At 41.4% G+C, this 15,798-nt stretch carries 13 protein-coding genes; 1 reads left to right on the top strand and 12 read right to left on the bottom strand.

Going from position 1 to position 15,798, the window contains the following annotated elements; translation table 11 throughout:
- Nucleotides 1-102 precede the first annotated feature (102 nt).
- The 12 genes from EGN73_RS01940 to EGN73_RS01885 all read right to left on the bottom strand — a co-directional run bounded on the left by EGN73_RS01940 (nucleotide 103) and on the right by EGN73_RS01885 (nucleotide 15,188).
- On the bottom strand, nucleotides 103-1,293 hold the full coding sequence (locus EGN73_RS01940; RefSeq protein WP_219286571.1) for a glycosyltransferase family protein: 1,191 nt from the start codon (nucleotides 1,291-1,293) through the stop codon (nucleotides 103-105).
- 76 nt (nucleotides 1,294-1,369) lie between these two features.
- Nucleotides 1,370-2,338, bottom strand: coding sequence for a polysaccharide deacetylase family protein (locus EGN73_RS01935; protein ID WP_343207068.1), 969 nt, complete (start codon nucleotides 2,336-2,338; stop codon nucleotides 1,370-1,372).
- A gap of 5 nt (nucleotides 2,339-2,343) precedes the next feature.
- Nucleotides 2,344-3,417: a hypothetical protein gene (locus EGN73_RS01930; RefSeq protein WP_219286567.1), complete on the bottom strand. Its 1,074-nt coding sequence runs from the start codon at nucleotides 3,415-3,417 to the stop codon at nucleotides 2,344-2,346.
- A gap of 1,854 nt (nucleotides 3,418-5,271) precedes the next feature.
- Nucleotides 5,272-6,051 carry a phenylalanine 4-monooxygenase gene (locus EGN73_RS01925; RefSeq protein WP_219286565.1) on the bottom strand — a complete coding sequence of 260 codons (780 nt, stop codon included), beginning with the start codon at nucleotides 6,049-6,051 and terminating at the stop codon, nucleotides 5,272-5,274.
- A gap of 168 nt (nucleotides 6,052-6,219) precedes the next feature.
- Entirely contained in the window at nucleotides 6,220-7,239 is a 1,020-nt protein-coding gene (gene aroF, locus EGN73_RS01920) for a 3-deoxy-7-phosphoheptulonate synthase (protein ID WP_219286563.1), read from the bottom strand.
- Between the two features lie 4 nt (nucleotides 7,240-7,243).
- Entirely contained in the window at nucleotides 7,244-8,017 is a 774-nt protein-coding gene (gene trpA, locus EGN73_RS01915; protein WP_219286561.1) for a tryptophan synthase subunit alpha, read from the bottom strand.
- A gap of 705 nt (nucleotides 8,018-8,722) precedes the next feature.
- Nucleotides 8,723-9,901: a tryptophan synthase subunit beta gene (trpB, locus tag EGN73_RS01910; RefSeq protein ID WP_219286560.1), complete on the bottom strand. Its 1,179-nt coding sequence runs from the start codon at nucleotides 9,899-9,901 to the stop codon at nucleotides 8,723-8,725.
- Nucleotides 9,902-10,585: 684 nt separating this feature from the next.
- A complete protein-coding gene (locus EGN73_RS01905; protein WP_219286558.1) occupies nucleotides 10,586-11,215 on the bottom strand; it encodes a phosphoribosylanthranilate isomerase in 630 nt (209 codons plus the stop codon).
- The gene (gene trpC, locus EGN73_RS01900; RefSeq protein WP_219286557.1) at nucleotides 11,212-12,033 is read right to left on the bottom strand and encodes an indole-3-glycerol phosphate synthase TrpC; all 822 of its coding nucleotides are present in this window, start codon (nucleotides 12,031-12,033) and stop codon (nucleotides 11,212-11,214) included. The genes EGN73_RS01905 and trpC overlap by 4 nt, the downstream gene beginning before the upstream one ends.
- Nucleotides 12,034-12,035: 2 nt before the next feature.
- Nucleotides 12,036-13,049 carry an anthranilate phosphoribosyltransferase gene (gene trpD, locus EGN73_RS01895; protein WP_219286556.1) on the bottom strand — a complete coding sequence of 338 codons (1,014 nt, stop codon included), beginning with the start codon at nucleotides 13,047-13,049 and terminating at the stop codon, nucleotides 12,036-12,038.
- 85 nt (nucleotides 13,050-13,134) lie between these two features.
- Nucleotides 13,135-13,701 (bottom strand): anthranilate synthase component II, encoded by a 567-nt coding sequence (locus EGN73_RS01890; RefSeq protein WP_219286555.1) that lies wholly within the window; start codon nucleotides 13,699-13,701, stop codon nucleotides 13,135-13,137.
- 83 nt (nucleotides 13,702-13,784) lie between these two features.
- Nucleotides 13,785-15,188 (bottom strand): anthranilate synthase component I family protein, encoded by a 1,404-nt coding sequence (locus tag EGN73_RS01885; protein WP_219286553.1) that lies wholly within the window; start codon nucleotides 15,186-15,188, stop codon nucleotides 13,785-13,787.
- A gap of 284 nt (nucleotides 15,189-15,472) precedes the next feature.
- Here EGN73_RS01885 and EGN73_RS01880 point away from each other — a divergent pair, with 284 nt between their 5' ends.
- Nucleotides 15,473-15,703 carry a hypothetical protein gene (locus EGN73_RS01880; protein ID WP_219286551.1) on the top strand — a complete coding sequence of 77 codons (231 nt, stop codon included), beginning with the start codon at nucleotides 15,473-15,475 and terminating at the stop codon, nucleotides 15,701-15,703.
- The last annotated feature ends 95 nt before the right edge of the window (nucleotides 15,704-15,798 follow it).

The following is a 15,798-nucleotide window of genomic DNA, read 5'->3' as shown; positions in this document are numbered from 1 at the left end:
AGGCCTGTTAGTGGAGACACTAACAGGGGCTGAGGAAAAGTTAATAGTGAAAAGGAGTTTAAGGTTAAAGGTTAAGCGTTAAGCGTTAAAAGGAGTTTAAGGTTAAAGGCCTTCTAAAGCAACCGAATAATCCTCCACGCTTTTTTCAAGGGAAAAGTAGTTCATAGCAAACTCCCGGATCTCAGCGGAATTATGGGATTTGAGGTTTTGAAGCCACAGCATCAAGCCTTCCTCTCCCCCTTTTTCCCAGAAATATGCGAAGTCCTTCCCCCTCAATATCTCATCTGTATCCCCTACCCCCGGTGAAAGGACTACGGGCAAACCCATTATCAGGTATTCCCCGGTTTTGATAGGTGACAAACCTGCTATACTTGGAGCTTCTTTCCGTAAACTCAAGCCTAAATCTGCTGCATTAAGAAAGGCAGGAATTTCATCATATTCCACAGCTTGGATGCTTATACAGTTTTTGATTTCCGAAGGAAGAAAAGAAAGATCAACATGCTGCTGAGGGGTCAGAATCAGAAATCTTGCCTGGCGATCCTTGTTCCAATACATCTTAAAAAGGGCGAGCATTTCTTCTAACCTATATTGTGGCCCTAAAGATCCTGTATATACCCATAAAACATGCTCCTCTTCAAGCCCCAGACTTTCCCTAGCAGCCTGTCTCTTTTCTTTATCAATAAAAAAATGCTTGGCGTCCCTTCCATTCGCTACGGATACTATTTTTGGCAATATTGATTCTCCAATAGCTTGGCCATGCTTTTCTTTCGCCTTCTTTGACCGCACCAGTATCCTGTCAGCATGAAGTAGCATTTTCTGCTCTTCCTGACTCAAAAGTCTGTGATAAAGGCTGTCTTTGTTCATCCCTGCAAAATCAACCCTTTCCTGAATCGGGAATCCATCTGCATCAAAAATCACTTTGACCCTGTTTTTCCTTAGCCAGTCCCATAACCTGTTGACCATTGTAGCGGGCATGGTACTTCTTGGCATCACTATCTCCACACCATGGTTTTCTATGTATCTTTTGAGTAAAAAGACTCCTTTGTACACTGCTTGCAATGCTCCCAAACCTGCAAAAGGCTTCTTGCTGACTTTGTGATGGGTGAAGTTTATTCCTAAATCCTCTGCTGCTTTTCGGATATGGCTGACCTTGGCTTTTGGAGCCCAGGAAAACTGTATCACATGTGCTTGTATCAGCCCTTTTTTTTGGAGTCCATGTAGGATCGGGAAAAAAAGGGTTTCCAGATAGTTGGATTGATCAGAATCCCAGGATACAAAAAGGAGATTTTTCATCTTGACAGTGGCCCAAGTAAGTAAATTAAGTAGAAAACGGAATTTGATTATTGCTGCTTTGTCAGAATAACGGTTTTCAACCCTTTTGTGGTTGGATTTTTTTTTCAAAGGCCTCCCACATGGTCAGGGACTTCATGTCATGATCCAGGGCCAATTTCCTATAACAGTCCAGTATATCCTCCAAAACTCTCAGGTTTTCCTCCAGGTGCTGCCCAAAATTATGGGGATGCCACCAAAGGTGGTAGGCCATATCTTCCTTAGCAGCCTCTTTCATTTCATCTTTGACCCTATTTACCCTGAGTTGATTGAAAATAGAATAAGGCTTAAAGGGTCTTAGTAATCTTGAGGCAGGCAATTGCAAAAAATCCCTTTTGAACTTTATATCCAGGTCATAATAAGATTTCCTGCCCAAAGGAACAAGTGTATCCCCCGTTCTGAAGATCTTTTTAAATATATTGGCCCTTTCAGGGCTACTCCAAAACCAGTCAGGAGGGTTTGTCCTAAAAACTTTGAAGCCCAAATGATTTGCCGTGTTCAAGGAATTTGGATTATATTGGTTCCGGGGAAATACCAAGCTTTTGAGATCCACCTTGAACTTTTCAAAAGCTATACTTTTTGCTGCTTCCAAGTCAGATTTGAAGGCTGCCTGATTGGCGCCCTTTTCACCTGTATAGTAATGGGCGAAGGTATGTGAGCCTATTTCCTGATCTGGGCATTCCATAATTTGCTTAACCAGTTCCGGGGCAAACAGTGCTGAAGGATCATGCTCTTTTTGTTGCGCATACCAATGGTAGGCTGAGTACAGGGGATTCGCAAAACCAGGAAGGACTTTTGGCTGATAGAGTTTCCATTCTTCATCATTTTCTGCCATCAAGCTTCCTACTGTAGCCCAGGTAGCATGGATTTGGTATTTTTGAAAAAGAGCAAGCATTCTTGGAATGGCCTTCCGGGTATTTTTATAGTAGTTTCCTACATCATTTAAAGGGTATTTGTCATACCTTCCCCAGTGAAGTTCAAAATCCAGAGAAATAATCAGATACCCCACGGAATTTACTTTTTGGTGATTTGCTCTGCAAGTATAAGTTTTAGTCCCGACAAAACTGTAAGTCCTGACCATAAATATACAAATATCATGGCCGGGGCTTTGTAACGCATGATGATTCCGAAATTATTGAGACTGATTGAAGCTATTAAAATAAGCATAAAGAGAAAAACCATCCCCTGAAATAGGAGCCTGTTATTTCTCCAGGAATTTTTCCAAATCCCAATAGACAGTGCTCCTGACAGCAATAGCAAAGCGAAGATATTTTCAAGTCCGGCTACAAAGTAAAGCCAAGCTTCTCCATCCCAAGGAAATGGTCTAAATAAAGCAGTGAAATAAGCATAAGGAAAAGAATAGTCCTGTAAAGGTACATAAGAGGAAGGCTTAAAGTCTTCCAGAAAACCCATCTGATAGTCTATGTAAGATTGTACATTTTGAAAATCCAGCCTTTGGATGTGAGTGGCTTTCAGAATTTGATCCAAAACAAGATAGGATACTGATAATAAAACCAATACGCCGATCCAGATATATAGTTTGGAAAAAGGACTGGTTTTGATCCAATAAAACAATAGGAGGAGCAGAAGGATCAATGCATATACCGGTCTGATCAAAAACATCAGCCCAAGACTCAAAAAAGAAAATACTACCTGAGGTTTTTTGAAATCAAGGTGGATCAAAAAGACTACTAGGAATATCCATATCAGACTTTCCTTTCCTACCCCAGAGGTCCAAAAATGCATATTTGGCATCAACCAAATAATTAAAAAATATGGAGGAGTCCGGCTGCCTATACTACTTTTTACTTTTTGATACAATACCACCCAAGCCCATGAGGAAGCCAGGCCGTACAAAAGACTGCCTGCCCAGAAAGGCAGACCCATTATGCGTGAAGGGACATAGTTTAACCATTGAACAAAAAAAGTTCCTATACCCCAATGCTGCCACCAGGAAACCGCGCCTTGTGAGGTATCCGCCTCCAACACCCAGTAAGCATAAGCATCTCCACCCCTATCCACTATAAATAGATAGAAAATCAAGGAGAAAACCAGGTGATAACAGAAGAGGATGTATCGGAATGGCAAGAATGAGGTGCTTAGTTGCTAGTGAATAGTCCTACTTTTTCAGTTTAGAAACGGGGAAAATCAAAGACAAAGAACCGCAAATGATGGCAGTCTTCTGCGTAGTTTAGTCTTATAGTTTTTCATGTTCTCAAATATAGTAAAAAGGCCGCTATCGAATATAGAGGTCAATAAATTGACTCCAACCCCATGTTCTATGTCCCCACAGAACATTATACAAACCGAACTGGTGTTTCGGTAAGTGGGGATAAAAGGTGTAATTGTGTAATTGTAGAATTGATTAACTGATTGGGGGAAGGTTGTTAAAAGTTAAATGTTAAACGTTAACCGAATGTGATCGGCAAGGGAGGCCTGTTAGTGGAGACACTAACAGGGGCTGTGAATTAGTGAAAAGTGGATAGTGAATAGTGAGTAGTTAATAGTGAAGAGTGAATAGTGAATAGTGAGTAGTGAAGAGTGAAAAGGTGTTCTTGCCTAAATTTGGTTGTCACTTTTCCTTCATGGATAATTCCGAATTTCGAACATTGAATATCGAACACTGAATAATGAAGTGAGGTTAGCCTTGGTTGTCTGCGTGTTAAAGCCTGAAAGGCTGTCCTGTGATAGCCCAGACTGGAATTTATGGAAGTCTGGGATTTCTAAAGGCATCCACACAATACACGAGGCCTAAAATTGTTTAATTGTTTAACTGATGAATTGATTAACTGATTGGGGGAAGGTTGTTAAAAGTTAAATGTTAAACGTTAACCGAATGTGATCGGCAAGGGAGGCCTGTTAGTGGAGACACTAACAGAGGCTGTGAATTAGTGAAAAGTGGATAGTGAGTAGTGAAGAGTGAATAGTGAGGAGTGAGTAGTGAAGAGTGAAAAGGTGTTCTTGCCTAAATTTGGTTGTCACTTTTCCTTCATGGATAATTCCGAATTTCGAACATTGAATATCGAACACTGAATAATGAAGTGAGGTTAGCCTTGGTTGTCTGCGTGTTAAAGCCTGAAAGGCTGTTCTGTGATAGCCCAGACTGGAATTTATGGAAGTCTGGGATTTCTAAAGGCATCCACATAAAACACGAGGCCTAAAATTGTTTAATTGTTTAACTGATGAATTGATTAACTGGTGAAGGGAAGGTTGTTATCGGTTAAAGGTTAACCGAATTTGATAGACAAGAGAGAGCTGTTAGTGAAGACACTAACAGGGGCTGTGAATTAGTGAAAAGTGGATAGTGAATAGTGAGTAGTTAATAGTGAAGAGTGAATAGTGAGGAGTGAGGAGTGAAGAGTGAAAAGGTGTTCTTGCCTAAATTTGGTTGTCACTTTTCCTTCATGGATAATTTCGAACATTGAATATCGAACACTGAATAATGAAGTGAGGTTAGCCTTGGTTGTCTGCGTGTTAAAGCCTGAAAGGCTGTCCTGTGATAGCCCAGACTGGAATTTATGGAAGTCTGGGATTTCTAAAGGCATCCACACAATACACGAGGCCTAAAATTGTTTAATTGTTTAACTGATGAATTGATTAACTGGTGAAGGGAAGGTTGTTATCGGTTAAAGGTTAACCGAATTTGATAGACAAGAGAGAGCTGTTAGTGAAGACACTAACAGGGGCTAAAAAACTTCGAGGATTGAAAAAAACCTAAAAGGTTGGCAAGAATAGATACCTCCTTCGTCGGTATGACAAGGTTATGCTGGAAATAGATCTTTGGCTGCAGAGCTGATTTTTTGTTATTCTAAGTATGGTTTCCTTAGAAGGGTGAATGTTTGGATGGGAGTTGAAAACTCCAATATCAGAAGTCCGAAGGCATAGCCTCCGGACAACTGGAATTGCAAATTCCTAAGAGCGGGATTCGGCCTGAAGAAAATATTACCTGGCTTCTTCAGCTACCATTTCCTCCAAAACAGACTCTATTTCCGGAAGGGACTCGTACAATTGTTCATAACTTTCGATGACAAAGTACTTGTCCTGAAATTTATCCTTCCAATAAGGGGTGTTCAGTATTTTCCTGACATCATATTCATAATGCTTGGGCTCATCAGAGAGACTGAACTTGGTCTCTCCTGCTGAACTTAATATTCCAGCGCCATAAATTCTTAACTCCCCATTTTCCCTTATGAGGCCAAATTCAATGGTAAACCAATAAATCCTGGAAAGCAGCTCTATGGCCCATTTGTTTTCTATGTGCTTTAAGGCAATGCCACTTAATTTTTCCAAAAAGTCCACATAAGGCTGATTGGTCAACATAGGCATGTGGGCAAAAGCATCATGAAACATATCCGGTTCTTCCAGATAGTCCAACTGTTCCATTTTCCTCAGCCAGGTGGATGAACAGAATCTTTTGTTGTTCATCAAACCGAAGAACAGGTCATCGTCAATCAACCCTGGGACCACTTGAATGGCCCATCCGGTGGATTTTGACAGCCTCGCATTGACGTCAGCAAAATCCGCTATTTTATCAGCCGTAAATCCTATTTCCTTGATTCCATCAAGATACGCTTTTGAAGCTGCCTTCGGAAGATTTACTATCTGCCTGTCAAAAAGGATCTTCCACACTTTAAAATCTTCTTCTGTGTAGGCATCGTAATCCTGCTGAAGATCCTGAAGTCTAGGGTCTGTAAAGACCCAGTCTTTGGGTTTATTCGTCATTTTATATTTGGGTTAATATTTCTCTTTTTCTGGTCTATTTCATTTTGATGGACAATAATATTTACTGAAAATCCACCTGTATGTTACCTCCTTTCGGTAGAAAATAGACTTTATCACCAAAACTAATAAATCGCACGGTGAATTTCCATGATTTTCTTTGAGCGGAAATCAAATCAGGTCAAATGTTTTTCTCATCTCGAAAGTTTTCCTGATCCAATCGGTCAAGAGAGCACTTTGGGCAAAATCCAGGGTCTGTTGTCCATCTGAATAAGCCTTTTCGGGAATTTCGTGGGTTTCATAGATGATCCCATCTGCTCCTGCCATCACTCCGGCCAAAGCCATTTGGGACACATATTCCCTCAGGCCTATGCCATGAGAAGGATCCACGATCACGGGAAGATGGGATTTGGCTTTTAAAATAGGCACCGCATTGAGGTCCAAGGTATTTCTACTTGCCCTTTCATAGGTTCTTATTCCCCTTTCACAGAGGATAAGTTTTTCATTTCCTCCCGAAAAAACATACTCTGCTGACTGAAGCAGTTCCTCTATGGTACCGGAGATGCCTCTTTTTATCATGACCGCTTTATCGACCTTACCCAGTTCGTCCAAAAGGTTAAAGTTTTGGGTATTTCTGGCACCAACCTGATAAATATCCACATAAGGGTACATTTCTTCGATCTGGGAAACCTGCATGACCTCGGTTACGATTTTGATCCCGGCCTCTTGGGCCAGTTCATACCAAAGTTTCAGTCCATCCAGGCCCAATCCGCGGAAGGCATATGGACTGGAACGAGGCTTAAAAACACCTCCACGCATCATTTTGATGTTGTTTTCTTTGAGGTGCCCGATCACTTTCCGGATTTGGTCTTCTGACTCTATGGAGCAGGGCCCCGCGATGACTGCCATGTCCCCGTCCTTGATCGAAATTCCATCTCCCAGGTCTATGGCTGTAGGAGCTACTTTCCATTTTTTGGAAACCAACTTGTATTCATCCGAAACGATGTGGATGTCCTGAATGCCTTCTTTTTGACCTATTCTTCTGATGTCAAACTCCTTTTTGCCTATTCCTACCAGGTAATCTCCCAATTGGGTCTTGACTTCTGTAATCTTGTAACCTGTCTGACTTACTTCGTCTATCAACGCCTCTTTTTGGCTTTCGCTGATGTCATTTTTTAACTGGATGATCATATTGTTATTGGATAACTGACTGGATATATTTCTTGATATCTGTCTTTAGATTTTTGCTTTCTTTTAAGATTTTGATAAATGCACTTCCGATGATCGCACCATTGGAATATTCTGAAGCAGTCTGAAAGGAATCTGCATCAGAGATACCAAAGCCGATAAGCCTTGGATTTTTGAGCTTCATTTCTTTCACCCTTTGAAAATAGGCTATTTGCTCTTCGGAAATACCACTTTTAGCTCCGGTGATACTGTGGGAAGATACCATATAGATAAATCCATCACTGTGTTGATCTATTTCCCTGATCCTGCTTTCGCTGGTCTGGGGGGAAATCAGAAAGGTATTGCTCAAACCATGCTTTTCGAAGATGCCTTTAAACTCATCCAGGTATTGTTGCATTGGGAGATCCGGCAATATCAATCCGTCTATCCCTAAAGATTCACATTTGGCACAAAAATCCTCCATGCCATATTGAATGATAGGATTGAGATAGCCCATAAGGACAACAGGCAGTTGGACCTTATCCCTGAACCCTTCAAGTTGGGAAAACAATTTTTTCAGACTCATGCCATTTTCTAAGGCAATTTGATTGCTATCCTGAATAGTGGGCCCATCGGCTATAGGGTCGGAGTATGGCACTCCTATTTCAATGATGTCCGCGCCAGCTGACTCTATGGCTTCCATGATAGATAGGGTATCTTCCAAGCGTGGAAAGCCAGCCGTAAAATAAATGGACAAAACCCTGTCCTTTTTCTTATTAAATAATGTATGTATTCGGTTCATATAATTTGAGATGTGAGATTTAAGATTTGAGGTTTAAGATTTAAGATTTAAGATTTAAGATTTGAGATGTGAGATGTGAGATTTGAGATATTGTACCAAGTACCATGATAGGCCTAAGAGACAATTTCTTTCCTCGGGTTGAAACCCGAGGCTATTATTCCTGCGTCTTTACCGGGCTGTATATGACTCGCAGGCCTATAGGACCTAACTGTGCCAGCCCAGGATGTAGCCCTGGCATTCAGGTATGGTGTTTGGTTTTATAAGGTCTAAAGTACCGCCCTAAAAAAGATCGGCCCTTCAGGCCTCGTGGTCGGTGTGTATTCCTTTGAACCCCAGACTTTCGGGAACTCCAGTCTGGGCTGTCACAGGACAGCCTTTCAGGCTTAAATACACCTTCAATTAAGGCTTTCCCAACTTCATTATTCATAATTCGATATTCTTTGTTCGACATTTGATATTAAATAATTGCTTTAAATGGAAAGGACACCTAATCACTATCCACTTATCACCAATTCACGGACCCTGTTAGTGTCACTAACAGCTTTCTCTTGCCCATAAGATACTGCAAACCTTAAACCATTAACCCTTAACTCCATTTCACTATTAACTGATAACTATTCACTTTTTCCACAATTCACTTTTCCTCCCCACCGGGATGACTCGGTCGGACGGGCTTCCTCCTTCAATACCCTCTACCTTCATCCTTCAATACCCTCCCCACTTGATATAAGTATCGAGGTCTTTGTCTCCTCTTCCGGATAGGTTGATCACAATAACATCATCCTTCTTGAAAGAAATCATATTCAGGGCATGAAAAGCATGTGCTGACTCAATAGCCGGAATAATGCCTTCCAGACGGCTCAGCTCAATTCCTGCTTTCATGGCATCTTCATCCTCCACAGCGACAAATTCTCCCCTACCTGAATCAAACAAATGTGCATGCACCGGACCAATTCCTGGATAATCCAGTCCTGCGGAAATGGAGTGGGGCTCAACAACCTGTCCATCATCGGTCTGCATCAGAAGGGTTTTACTTCCATGGAGAATCCCCATGGTGCCAAGGGCTGTAGTGGCAGCGGATTTACCTGAACTGACACCCAGACCGGCTGCTTCAGCGGCAATCAACCTTACTTCAGGCGTGTTATAGTAGTGGTAAAAAGCACCTGCGGCATTACTTCCACCACCGACACAAGCGATTACCAAGTCAGGATTTTCCCTACCTTCCTTTTCCAAAAGTTGTGATTTGATCTCTTCTGAAATCACGGATTGAAAGCGGGCTACCATTTCAGGATACGGATGGGGGCCCACCACTGATCCAATGATATAATGGGTATCCACAGGATTGTTGATCCATTGTCTCATGGCCTCATTGGTGGCATCTTTGAGTGTTTTGCTTCCTGAAGTTGCGGGGACCACGGTCGCTCCCAGAATTTTCATTCTTTCTACATTTGGCCTTTGTCTTTGTATATCCAATTCCCCCATATAGACCGTACAGTCCATTCCCATCAAGGCACATACCGTAGCTGTGGCTACACCATGTTGGCCTGCTCCGGTTTCTGCAATGATCCTCTTTTTACCAAGCTTTTTGGCCAAAATGATCTGACCAATGGTATTGTTTACCTTATGCGCTCCGGTGTGACAGAGGTCTTCTCTTTTGAGGTATATTTTGGCAGCATACTTTTCGGAGAGTCTTGATGCAAAATACAAGGGGGTTGGCCTACCTACATAATCCTTTAGCAAAGACCTGAACTGATCCTGAAATTCTTCAGTAGCTATGATCTGTTCGTAATTGTCTTTGAGTTCCTCAATATTGGGATGTAGCATTTCGGGGATATATGCTCCCCCAAACTTTCCATAAAATCCTTTTTCGTCTACTCTGATCATAATTTCTGTATTTTTCTTTGGTCAATGACCTTGTTTATTTTCTCAAACTCTTCGGGCAGGCCTTACAGAATTCCCGGGTTGCTACCCGGGGCTATTCATAGTTTTACCCCTTCGGGGTTTTATTCACAGCCCCTGTTAGTGTCTTCTCTAACAGCTCTCCCTTGCCCGTCAAATTCGCTTAACATTTAACCTTTTACCCATAATCACTTTTCACTACCCACCACTCATTGTTTTCCTCCCGCAGATTTCGCTGATAAAGCTTCGCTTTTGGAGGATAACAGATGTTTCACTTTGTTCAACATGACAAGGTGAAGCCTTCTTCTCTCTTGCCCGTCAAAATCGCTTAACGTTTAACCTTTTAACCCTTAATCACTTTTTCCTCCCGCAGATTTCGCTGATCTCGCAGATTTTTGGATAATATCTAGAAACAATATCCATGAATATCTTCCAATATCCATCAATATCCCAATCCCTTAACTTAGAAACCAAGCCTTCAACTTAGTCAAACCTATATTTCAATATATCCCGAATCGTTTCACTCTCGGGATCTCCGTTTCACTCCGATTTCAATTTAATATCACCCCAAATCAGTTAAACAGTTAATCAATTCCACAATTCATCAATAAAACTTTTTCCCCGCAGATAAGGCTTCGCTTTTGGATGAAGCTTGATGTTTCAGGTTGTTCAACATGACACAACCTTCCTTTTAAACCCCTTAATTTTTTCAATCTCCTTCAGTCCAGGAGAAATTTCAAAACCAGAATTGATATCTACTCCGGCCATCTTTGGTAACTTGGGTTTGACTTGCTTCAATGTGTTTGCATCATCAGGCCCGATTCCCCCACTCAATAGAAAGGGGGGTTCAAATGGATAATCTTCCAGCAAATTCCAATTGAACTGCTTCCCGGAACCACCATGCTGCTTGGTGTAGGTATCAAAAAGAAAGTAATCTGTCCATGGAAGGTATTTCTCCAACAAAGTCCAGTTGATTTTGTCCTTTACAGAAATCACCTTCAAAACTTCCAGCATTGTTTCATTTTTGACATTTTCCACAAACTCCGGGGCTTCGGTACCATGGAGCTGAAGGGCCGAAAGCCCAAAATCTACTATATTCTTTTTAATATTTTCGAGGCTTTCATTGACAAAAACCCCTACTTTCTCCACCTGCAATCCTTGTATGTGAGCTGCCAAATGCTGCGGCACATACCTTGGAGAAGGAGGATAGAGTATTATCCCCATCCAATCAGGCTGGACTTCAGCTATCAAGCGCTGACAATTATCCAAATCCCTCATGCCGCAGACTTTCAATTTCATGGTTGAAGGGTATTTTGGGTTTTATTGGATTCTTTCCTATAAGCATTCATAAAGTTGAGCGCGGCCTGATGTGGCCTGCTGGTTTTCATGAAACTCTCTCCTATCAAAAACCCATTATAACCTGCTTCTTTCAGTTCTACCAGCGTTTTAGGCTGAGACAGTCCACTTTCGGAAATTTTCACAAAATCATCAGGAATCCTATCCACAAGGTCAAAAGAAGTTTGCACTGACACCTCAAAGGTCTTCAGGCTTCGGTTGTTAACACCCACAAGATCAAGTTCAGGATTGAGGTGTTGTTCCAATTCTTCAGCATCATGGACTTCCATCAAAACCTCAAGCCCAAGAGAATGGGCAAAAGCGGCCAATTGTTGCAATTGATTCGGCTCTAATGCTGCTGCAATGAGCAGGATACAATCTGCTCCAATAGATTTTGCTTCGACGATCTGATACTCGGAAACGATGAAATCCTTCCTGAGTATGGGGCAAAAATTGTATTTTCTTGCCAGGGTCAGGTCTTCATTTCTCCCTCCAAAGAATTCCTTATCTGTAAGAATAGATAAAGCCGAAGCGCCGGCCTGCATGTACCCTATGCTTACGGTCTCCACAGAGGCACTGAGGTTGATGGCGCCTTTGGAAGGAGATTGCCTTTTGTACTCTGCAATAATACCTGTCTTGTCAGATCGGGTAATATACTTGCGCATAGAAACGGCCTTAGATTCAAAGTAAATGCTTTTTTCCAGGAGCTTGATAGGCACCAAACTGCTCTTTTCAGCTACTTCTTTATGCTTATGGGCGATGATTTTTTCTAAAATATTCATAATCAGTTGTACATTGACATTGTTGTTTTTGGATTGACGAGGTTTTGAAAAACCTCCAGGGCCTTGCCGCTCTGTAGAGATTCCTGTGCTTTGGCATAGGCATCTGTAAAACTCAATTCAGGAGAAGCTGTTTTGAGCGCAGCTGCTGCATTGGCCTGCACCACTGCGTTCTGTTCAGCACTGCCTTTGCCTTTTAGTATGGATTCAAAGATCAGCGCAGAGGCTTCAATGGTTTCTCCGCCTTTGATTTTATCTGCTTGTATGGCATTCAGACCAAGGCTTTCGGGAGAAAATAATTTTTCACCAGCATTGGAGATCATCTTAAAATCACCCGTCAGGGAAATTTCATCATAGCCATCCAAGGCATGGAGGATACTGAAATTACCCTCATGCTCCTGATAGAGGTAGGCATATAGCCTGGCCAGTTCAAGACTGAAAACGCCGACTAGCTGTTTCTTGGGAAAACTAGGATTGACCATCGGCCCAAGCATATTAAAAAAGGTCTTTACGCCCAATTCTTTTCTAATGGGCGCTACATTTTTCATGGCAGGATGGAAAAGCGGTGCGTGCAGGAAGCAGATTCCGGCCTCGTCCAGGCTTTTCCTGATTTTGTCCATATCATTGGTGAATTCGTAGCCAAAGTGAGCCAGAAGGTTGGAGGACCCGCAAATGGATGAAACACCTGTATTTCCGTGTTTGGCTACAGCCTGTCCTGCACCGGCAACAATAAAAGATGCCAAGGTAGAAATATTGAAAGTATCTTTTCCGTCCCCTCCTGTTCCGCAAAGGTCTATGGCGTCATATTCAGCAATTTCTACAGGTACACAAAGCTCCAGCATGGCTTCACGAAAACCACCAAGTTCTTCCACCGTTATGCTTCTCATCAGATAAACTGTGAGAAAAGCTGCGATCTGACTTTGGTTGTAGCTCCCTGTAGCAATATTGATCAGTACTTCTTTAGCCTGTTCTTTGCTGAGTTTTTTATGCTCAATCAATTGGTTTAAAATATCTTTCATCTCAATGGTTTTAATGGTTGCATAGAAAATAGGTAATTACCCCTTATCGAACATTTTTCTGTTATGAAAACTGTCGTTTTTTAATTTATCCCTCTAGCCAATTTTGCATCATTTTGCTGCCATGTTCGGTCAAAACTGATTCAGGATGAAACTGAAGTCCTTTAACTTTTAATTCCTTATGTCTCACGCCCATGATTTGTCCATCGGGAGTTCTCGCTATGACTTCCAGGTCAGGCGACAAGGTTTTTTCATTGATAACCCAGGAATGGTACCTGCCAATTTTGAACTTTTCAGGAATCCCTACAAACAAGAGATCCTGCTCTACACTGACTTCCGAAGCCAGACCGTGGACTACTTCGGAAAGATTGATCAGACTGCCCCCAAAAGCTTCCCCGATGGCCTGATGTCCGAGGCAGATGCCCAGAATATCTTTATTCGGCGAATACATTTTCAGAAGTTCAGGCATAATACCGGCCTGTTCTGGGATACCTGGTCCGGGAGAGAGGAGGATTTTATCATAGCCTGATACAGCTTCAAGGCTTATTTTATCATTTCTGATTATATCCATTTGGGAACCAAATCCCAATTGTCTGATGATGTACACCAGGTTGTAAGTAAAGGAATCGTAATTATCTAAAACGAGTATGCGCATGTCTAATGGAAAATGATGATTGGACTGTAAAGAGTAAAAGGCTTGAAATGGATCACAATTTGATTTATCAGATTTTTATGCAATTAAATTTCTTCGGCTTCTTTCAAGGCTACTCTTAGGGCTGCGAGTTTATTGGCCACTTCCTGTAATTCTGATTGGATGGAAGATTTAGCCACCACCCCTGCTCCTGCCTGAAAGCGAAGCTCATTACTTTGGGAAACAAATGAACGGATCAAAATGGCATGGTTGAAGTCTCCATTAAAACCCAAATACCCAATGGCACCTCCATAGAATTTCCTGGAAGTATTCTCGAGTTGGTCAATCAGTTGCATTGCTTTGTACTTAGGGGCTCCCGAAAGGGTACCTGCAGGAAATGTATCTGCTACCAACTGTAGAGGATTGGCTTCCTTGGGCAATATCCCCGTGACTTTGGATACCAAATGGATCACGTGAGAGTAATACTGTATCTCTTTAAACACTTCTACTTCTACCTTTTCAGAAGACCTGCTCAGGTCATTTCTGGCCAAGTCTACTAACATGACATGTTCGGAGTTTTCTTTTGGGTCATCATAAAGTTTTCTTGCAAGATTGGCATCTGCCTGGTCGTTTCCTGTTCTTTTGAATGTTCCCGCAATGGGATAAATGGTGGCTTTGTTGTTTTTGACCACAATCTGGGCTTCGGGAGAGCTCCCAAAGACTTTAAAAGAACCATAATCGAAGTAAAACAAGTAAGGAGAGGGATTGACCGACCTCAAAGCCCGGTATACGTTGAATTCATCTCCTTTAAATCTGGTGGTAAATCTTCTGGAAAGAACAATCTGAAACACATCTCCCTTGAAACAATGCTCCTGTCCGCTTTTTAAAATATCCAAAAACTCCTCATCGGTATAATTGGAGTATTCCTCCCCTTCCAGTCTGAACTTATATGCCGGGATATTCTTGTTGTTAAGTAGCATTTGAAGCTGTCCAAGCTCGGACTTATACTCCTGACCTTCAATGGCATGCTCTAGCAAGTAAAGTTCGTTTTTGAAATGATCTATGACGATCACGTTTTGGTACACTGCATAATGCAAGATCGGTATATCCTCTTGCTGGGTCTTTTCAAGTGAAATATCTTCAAAAAATCCAACCGAATCATATTGCATATAGCCAAAAAGCCCGTTCGTTATGAATTTAAAAGAATTGGATTCTTCCTGGAATTTTGATGAAAAAGCCCTTAAATTGTCTATCAGTGATATTTCATCAAGTCCATAGGTGATTTTTTGATCAAAAGGCAGTTTCTCGGTCACTTCCTTCCCATCAAAGCTAAAAGAAGCCAGTGGATTGAAACAGATGTAGGAAAAGCTGTTTTCCTGACCATGATAATCAGAACTTTCCAAAAGTATGGGATTGGAAAAGCGATCACGTACCTGAAGGTAAATACTTACAGGGGTGATGGTATCTGCCAGGAGTTTTTTAAACTGTGATTTTATGTTAAATTTTTCCATGGTTATGGGTTAAAAATTAAAAAAGGCTTGCCGGGAAAACCAGCAAGCCTTATATGATATGTTTTGGACAAATTATAGGCAATAGCTAATGGTTCTCCCCGATTTGAGAAGTCATGTGCCACCACCAATATGTTGCCTTTATTGATTTCATTTTTTGCAATGGGACAAAGTTATAAATGCATTTTGTTTAACAAAACATTTTTTTTTAAAAATTATCGACAAACATTCCCTTTTAGGTTTTGTATTCCAAAATTCAGTATTTTAGCTTCAAACTGATCCAAACTATGAGCGACGTTGCAAGATATTTTAAGCAAACCTTTGAGGATTACCAAGTTTTGGTAAAAGTCAATGCCGATGGACTTACAGGAACCGAACTGATTATCCATCCTGATGGTAAGGTTGAAAAAACTGAAATGGAATTTGATGAGGAGATTTTCGAAGATTTGGAAGTAGACGGGTTTAAAGCAAGCAGTCCCTTGGAGTTCAACCTCCACTTGTCCAAAGCAGGAAAGTGAATCAACAGGCAAAAAACGATGAAGAGTGTTTTCAATTTAATCATAAACTGATATTTCTTGTCCAAAGAAAATTTGGGACAGTGGTTTTGAATATT

This window comes from Arthrospiribacter ruber, from assembly GCF_019343195.1.
Lineage (GTDB): Bacteria > Bacteroidota > Bacteroidia > Cytophagales > Cyclobacteriaceae > Arthrospiribacter > Arthrospiribacter ruber.
This window is presented reverse-complemented; position numbering and strand designations above follow the sequence as displayed.

What these genes read in the sequence shown, in the direction of transcription:
- trpB (WP_219286560.1), bottom strand. Translation starts at nt 9,901, where the DNA reads ATGATCAGAGTAGACGAAAAAGGATTTTATGGAAAGTTTGGGGGAGCA.
- EGN73_RS01880 (WP_219286551.1), top strand. Translation starts at nt 15,473, where the DNA reads ATGAGCGACGTTGCAAGATATTTTAAGCAAACCTTTGAGGATTACCAA.
- trpA (WP_219286561.1), bottom strand. Translation starts at nt 8,017, where the DNA reads ATGAACCGAATACATACATTATTTAATAAGAAAAAGGACAGGGTTTTG.
- EGN73_RS01925 (WP_219286565.1), bottom strand. Translation starts at nt 6,051, where the DNA reads ATGACGAATAAACCCAAAGACTGGGTCTTTACAGACCCTAGACTTCAG.
- EGN73_RS01940 (WP_219286571.1), bottom strand. Translation starts at nt 1,293, where the DNA reads ATGAAAAATCTCCTTTTTGTATCCTGGGATTCTGATCAATCCAACTAT.
- trpD (WP_219286556.1), bottom strand. Translation starts at nt 13,049, where the DNA reads ATGAAAGATATTTTAAACCAATTGATTGAGCATAAAAAACTCAGCAAA.
- trpC (WP_219286557.1), bottom strand. Translation starts at nt 12,033, where the DNA reads ATGAATATTTTAGAAAAAATCATCGCCCATAAGCATAAAGAAGTAGCT.
- EGN73_RS01890 (WP_219286555.1), bottom strand. Translation starts at nt 13,701, where the DNA reads ATGCGCATACTCGTTTTAGATAATTACGATTCCTTTACTTACAACCTG.
- EGN73_RS01905 (WP_219286558.1), bottom strand. Translation starts at nt 11,215, where the DNA reads ATGAAATTGAAAGTCTGCGGCATGAGGGATTTGGATAATTGTCAGCGC.
- aroF (WP_219286563.1), bottom strand. Translation starts at nt 7,239, where the DNA reads ATGATCATCCAGTTAAAAAATGACATCAGCGAAAGCCAAAAAGAGGCG.
- EGN73_RS01885 (WP_219286553.1), bottom strand. Translation starts at nt 15,188, where the DNA reads ATGGAAAAATTTAACATAAAATCACAGTTTAAAAAACTCCTGGCAGAT.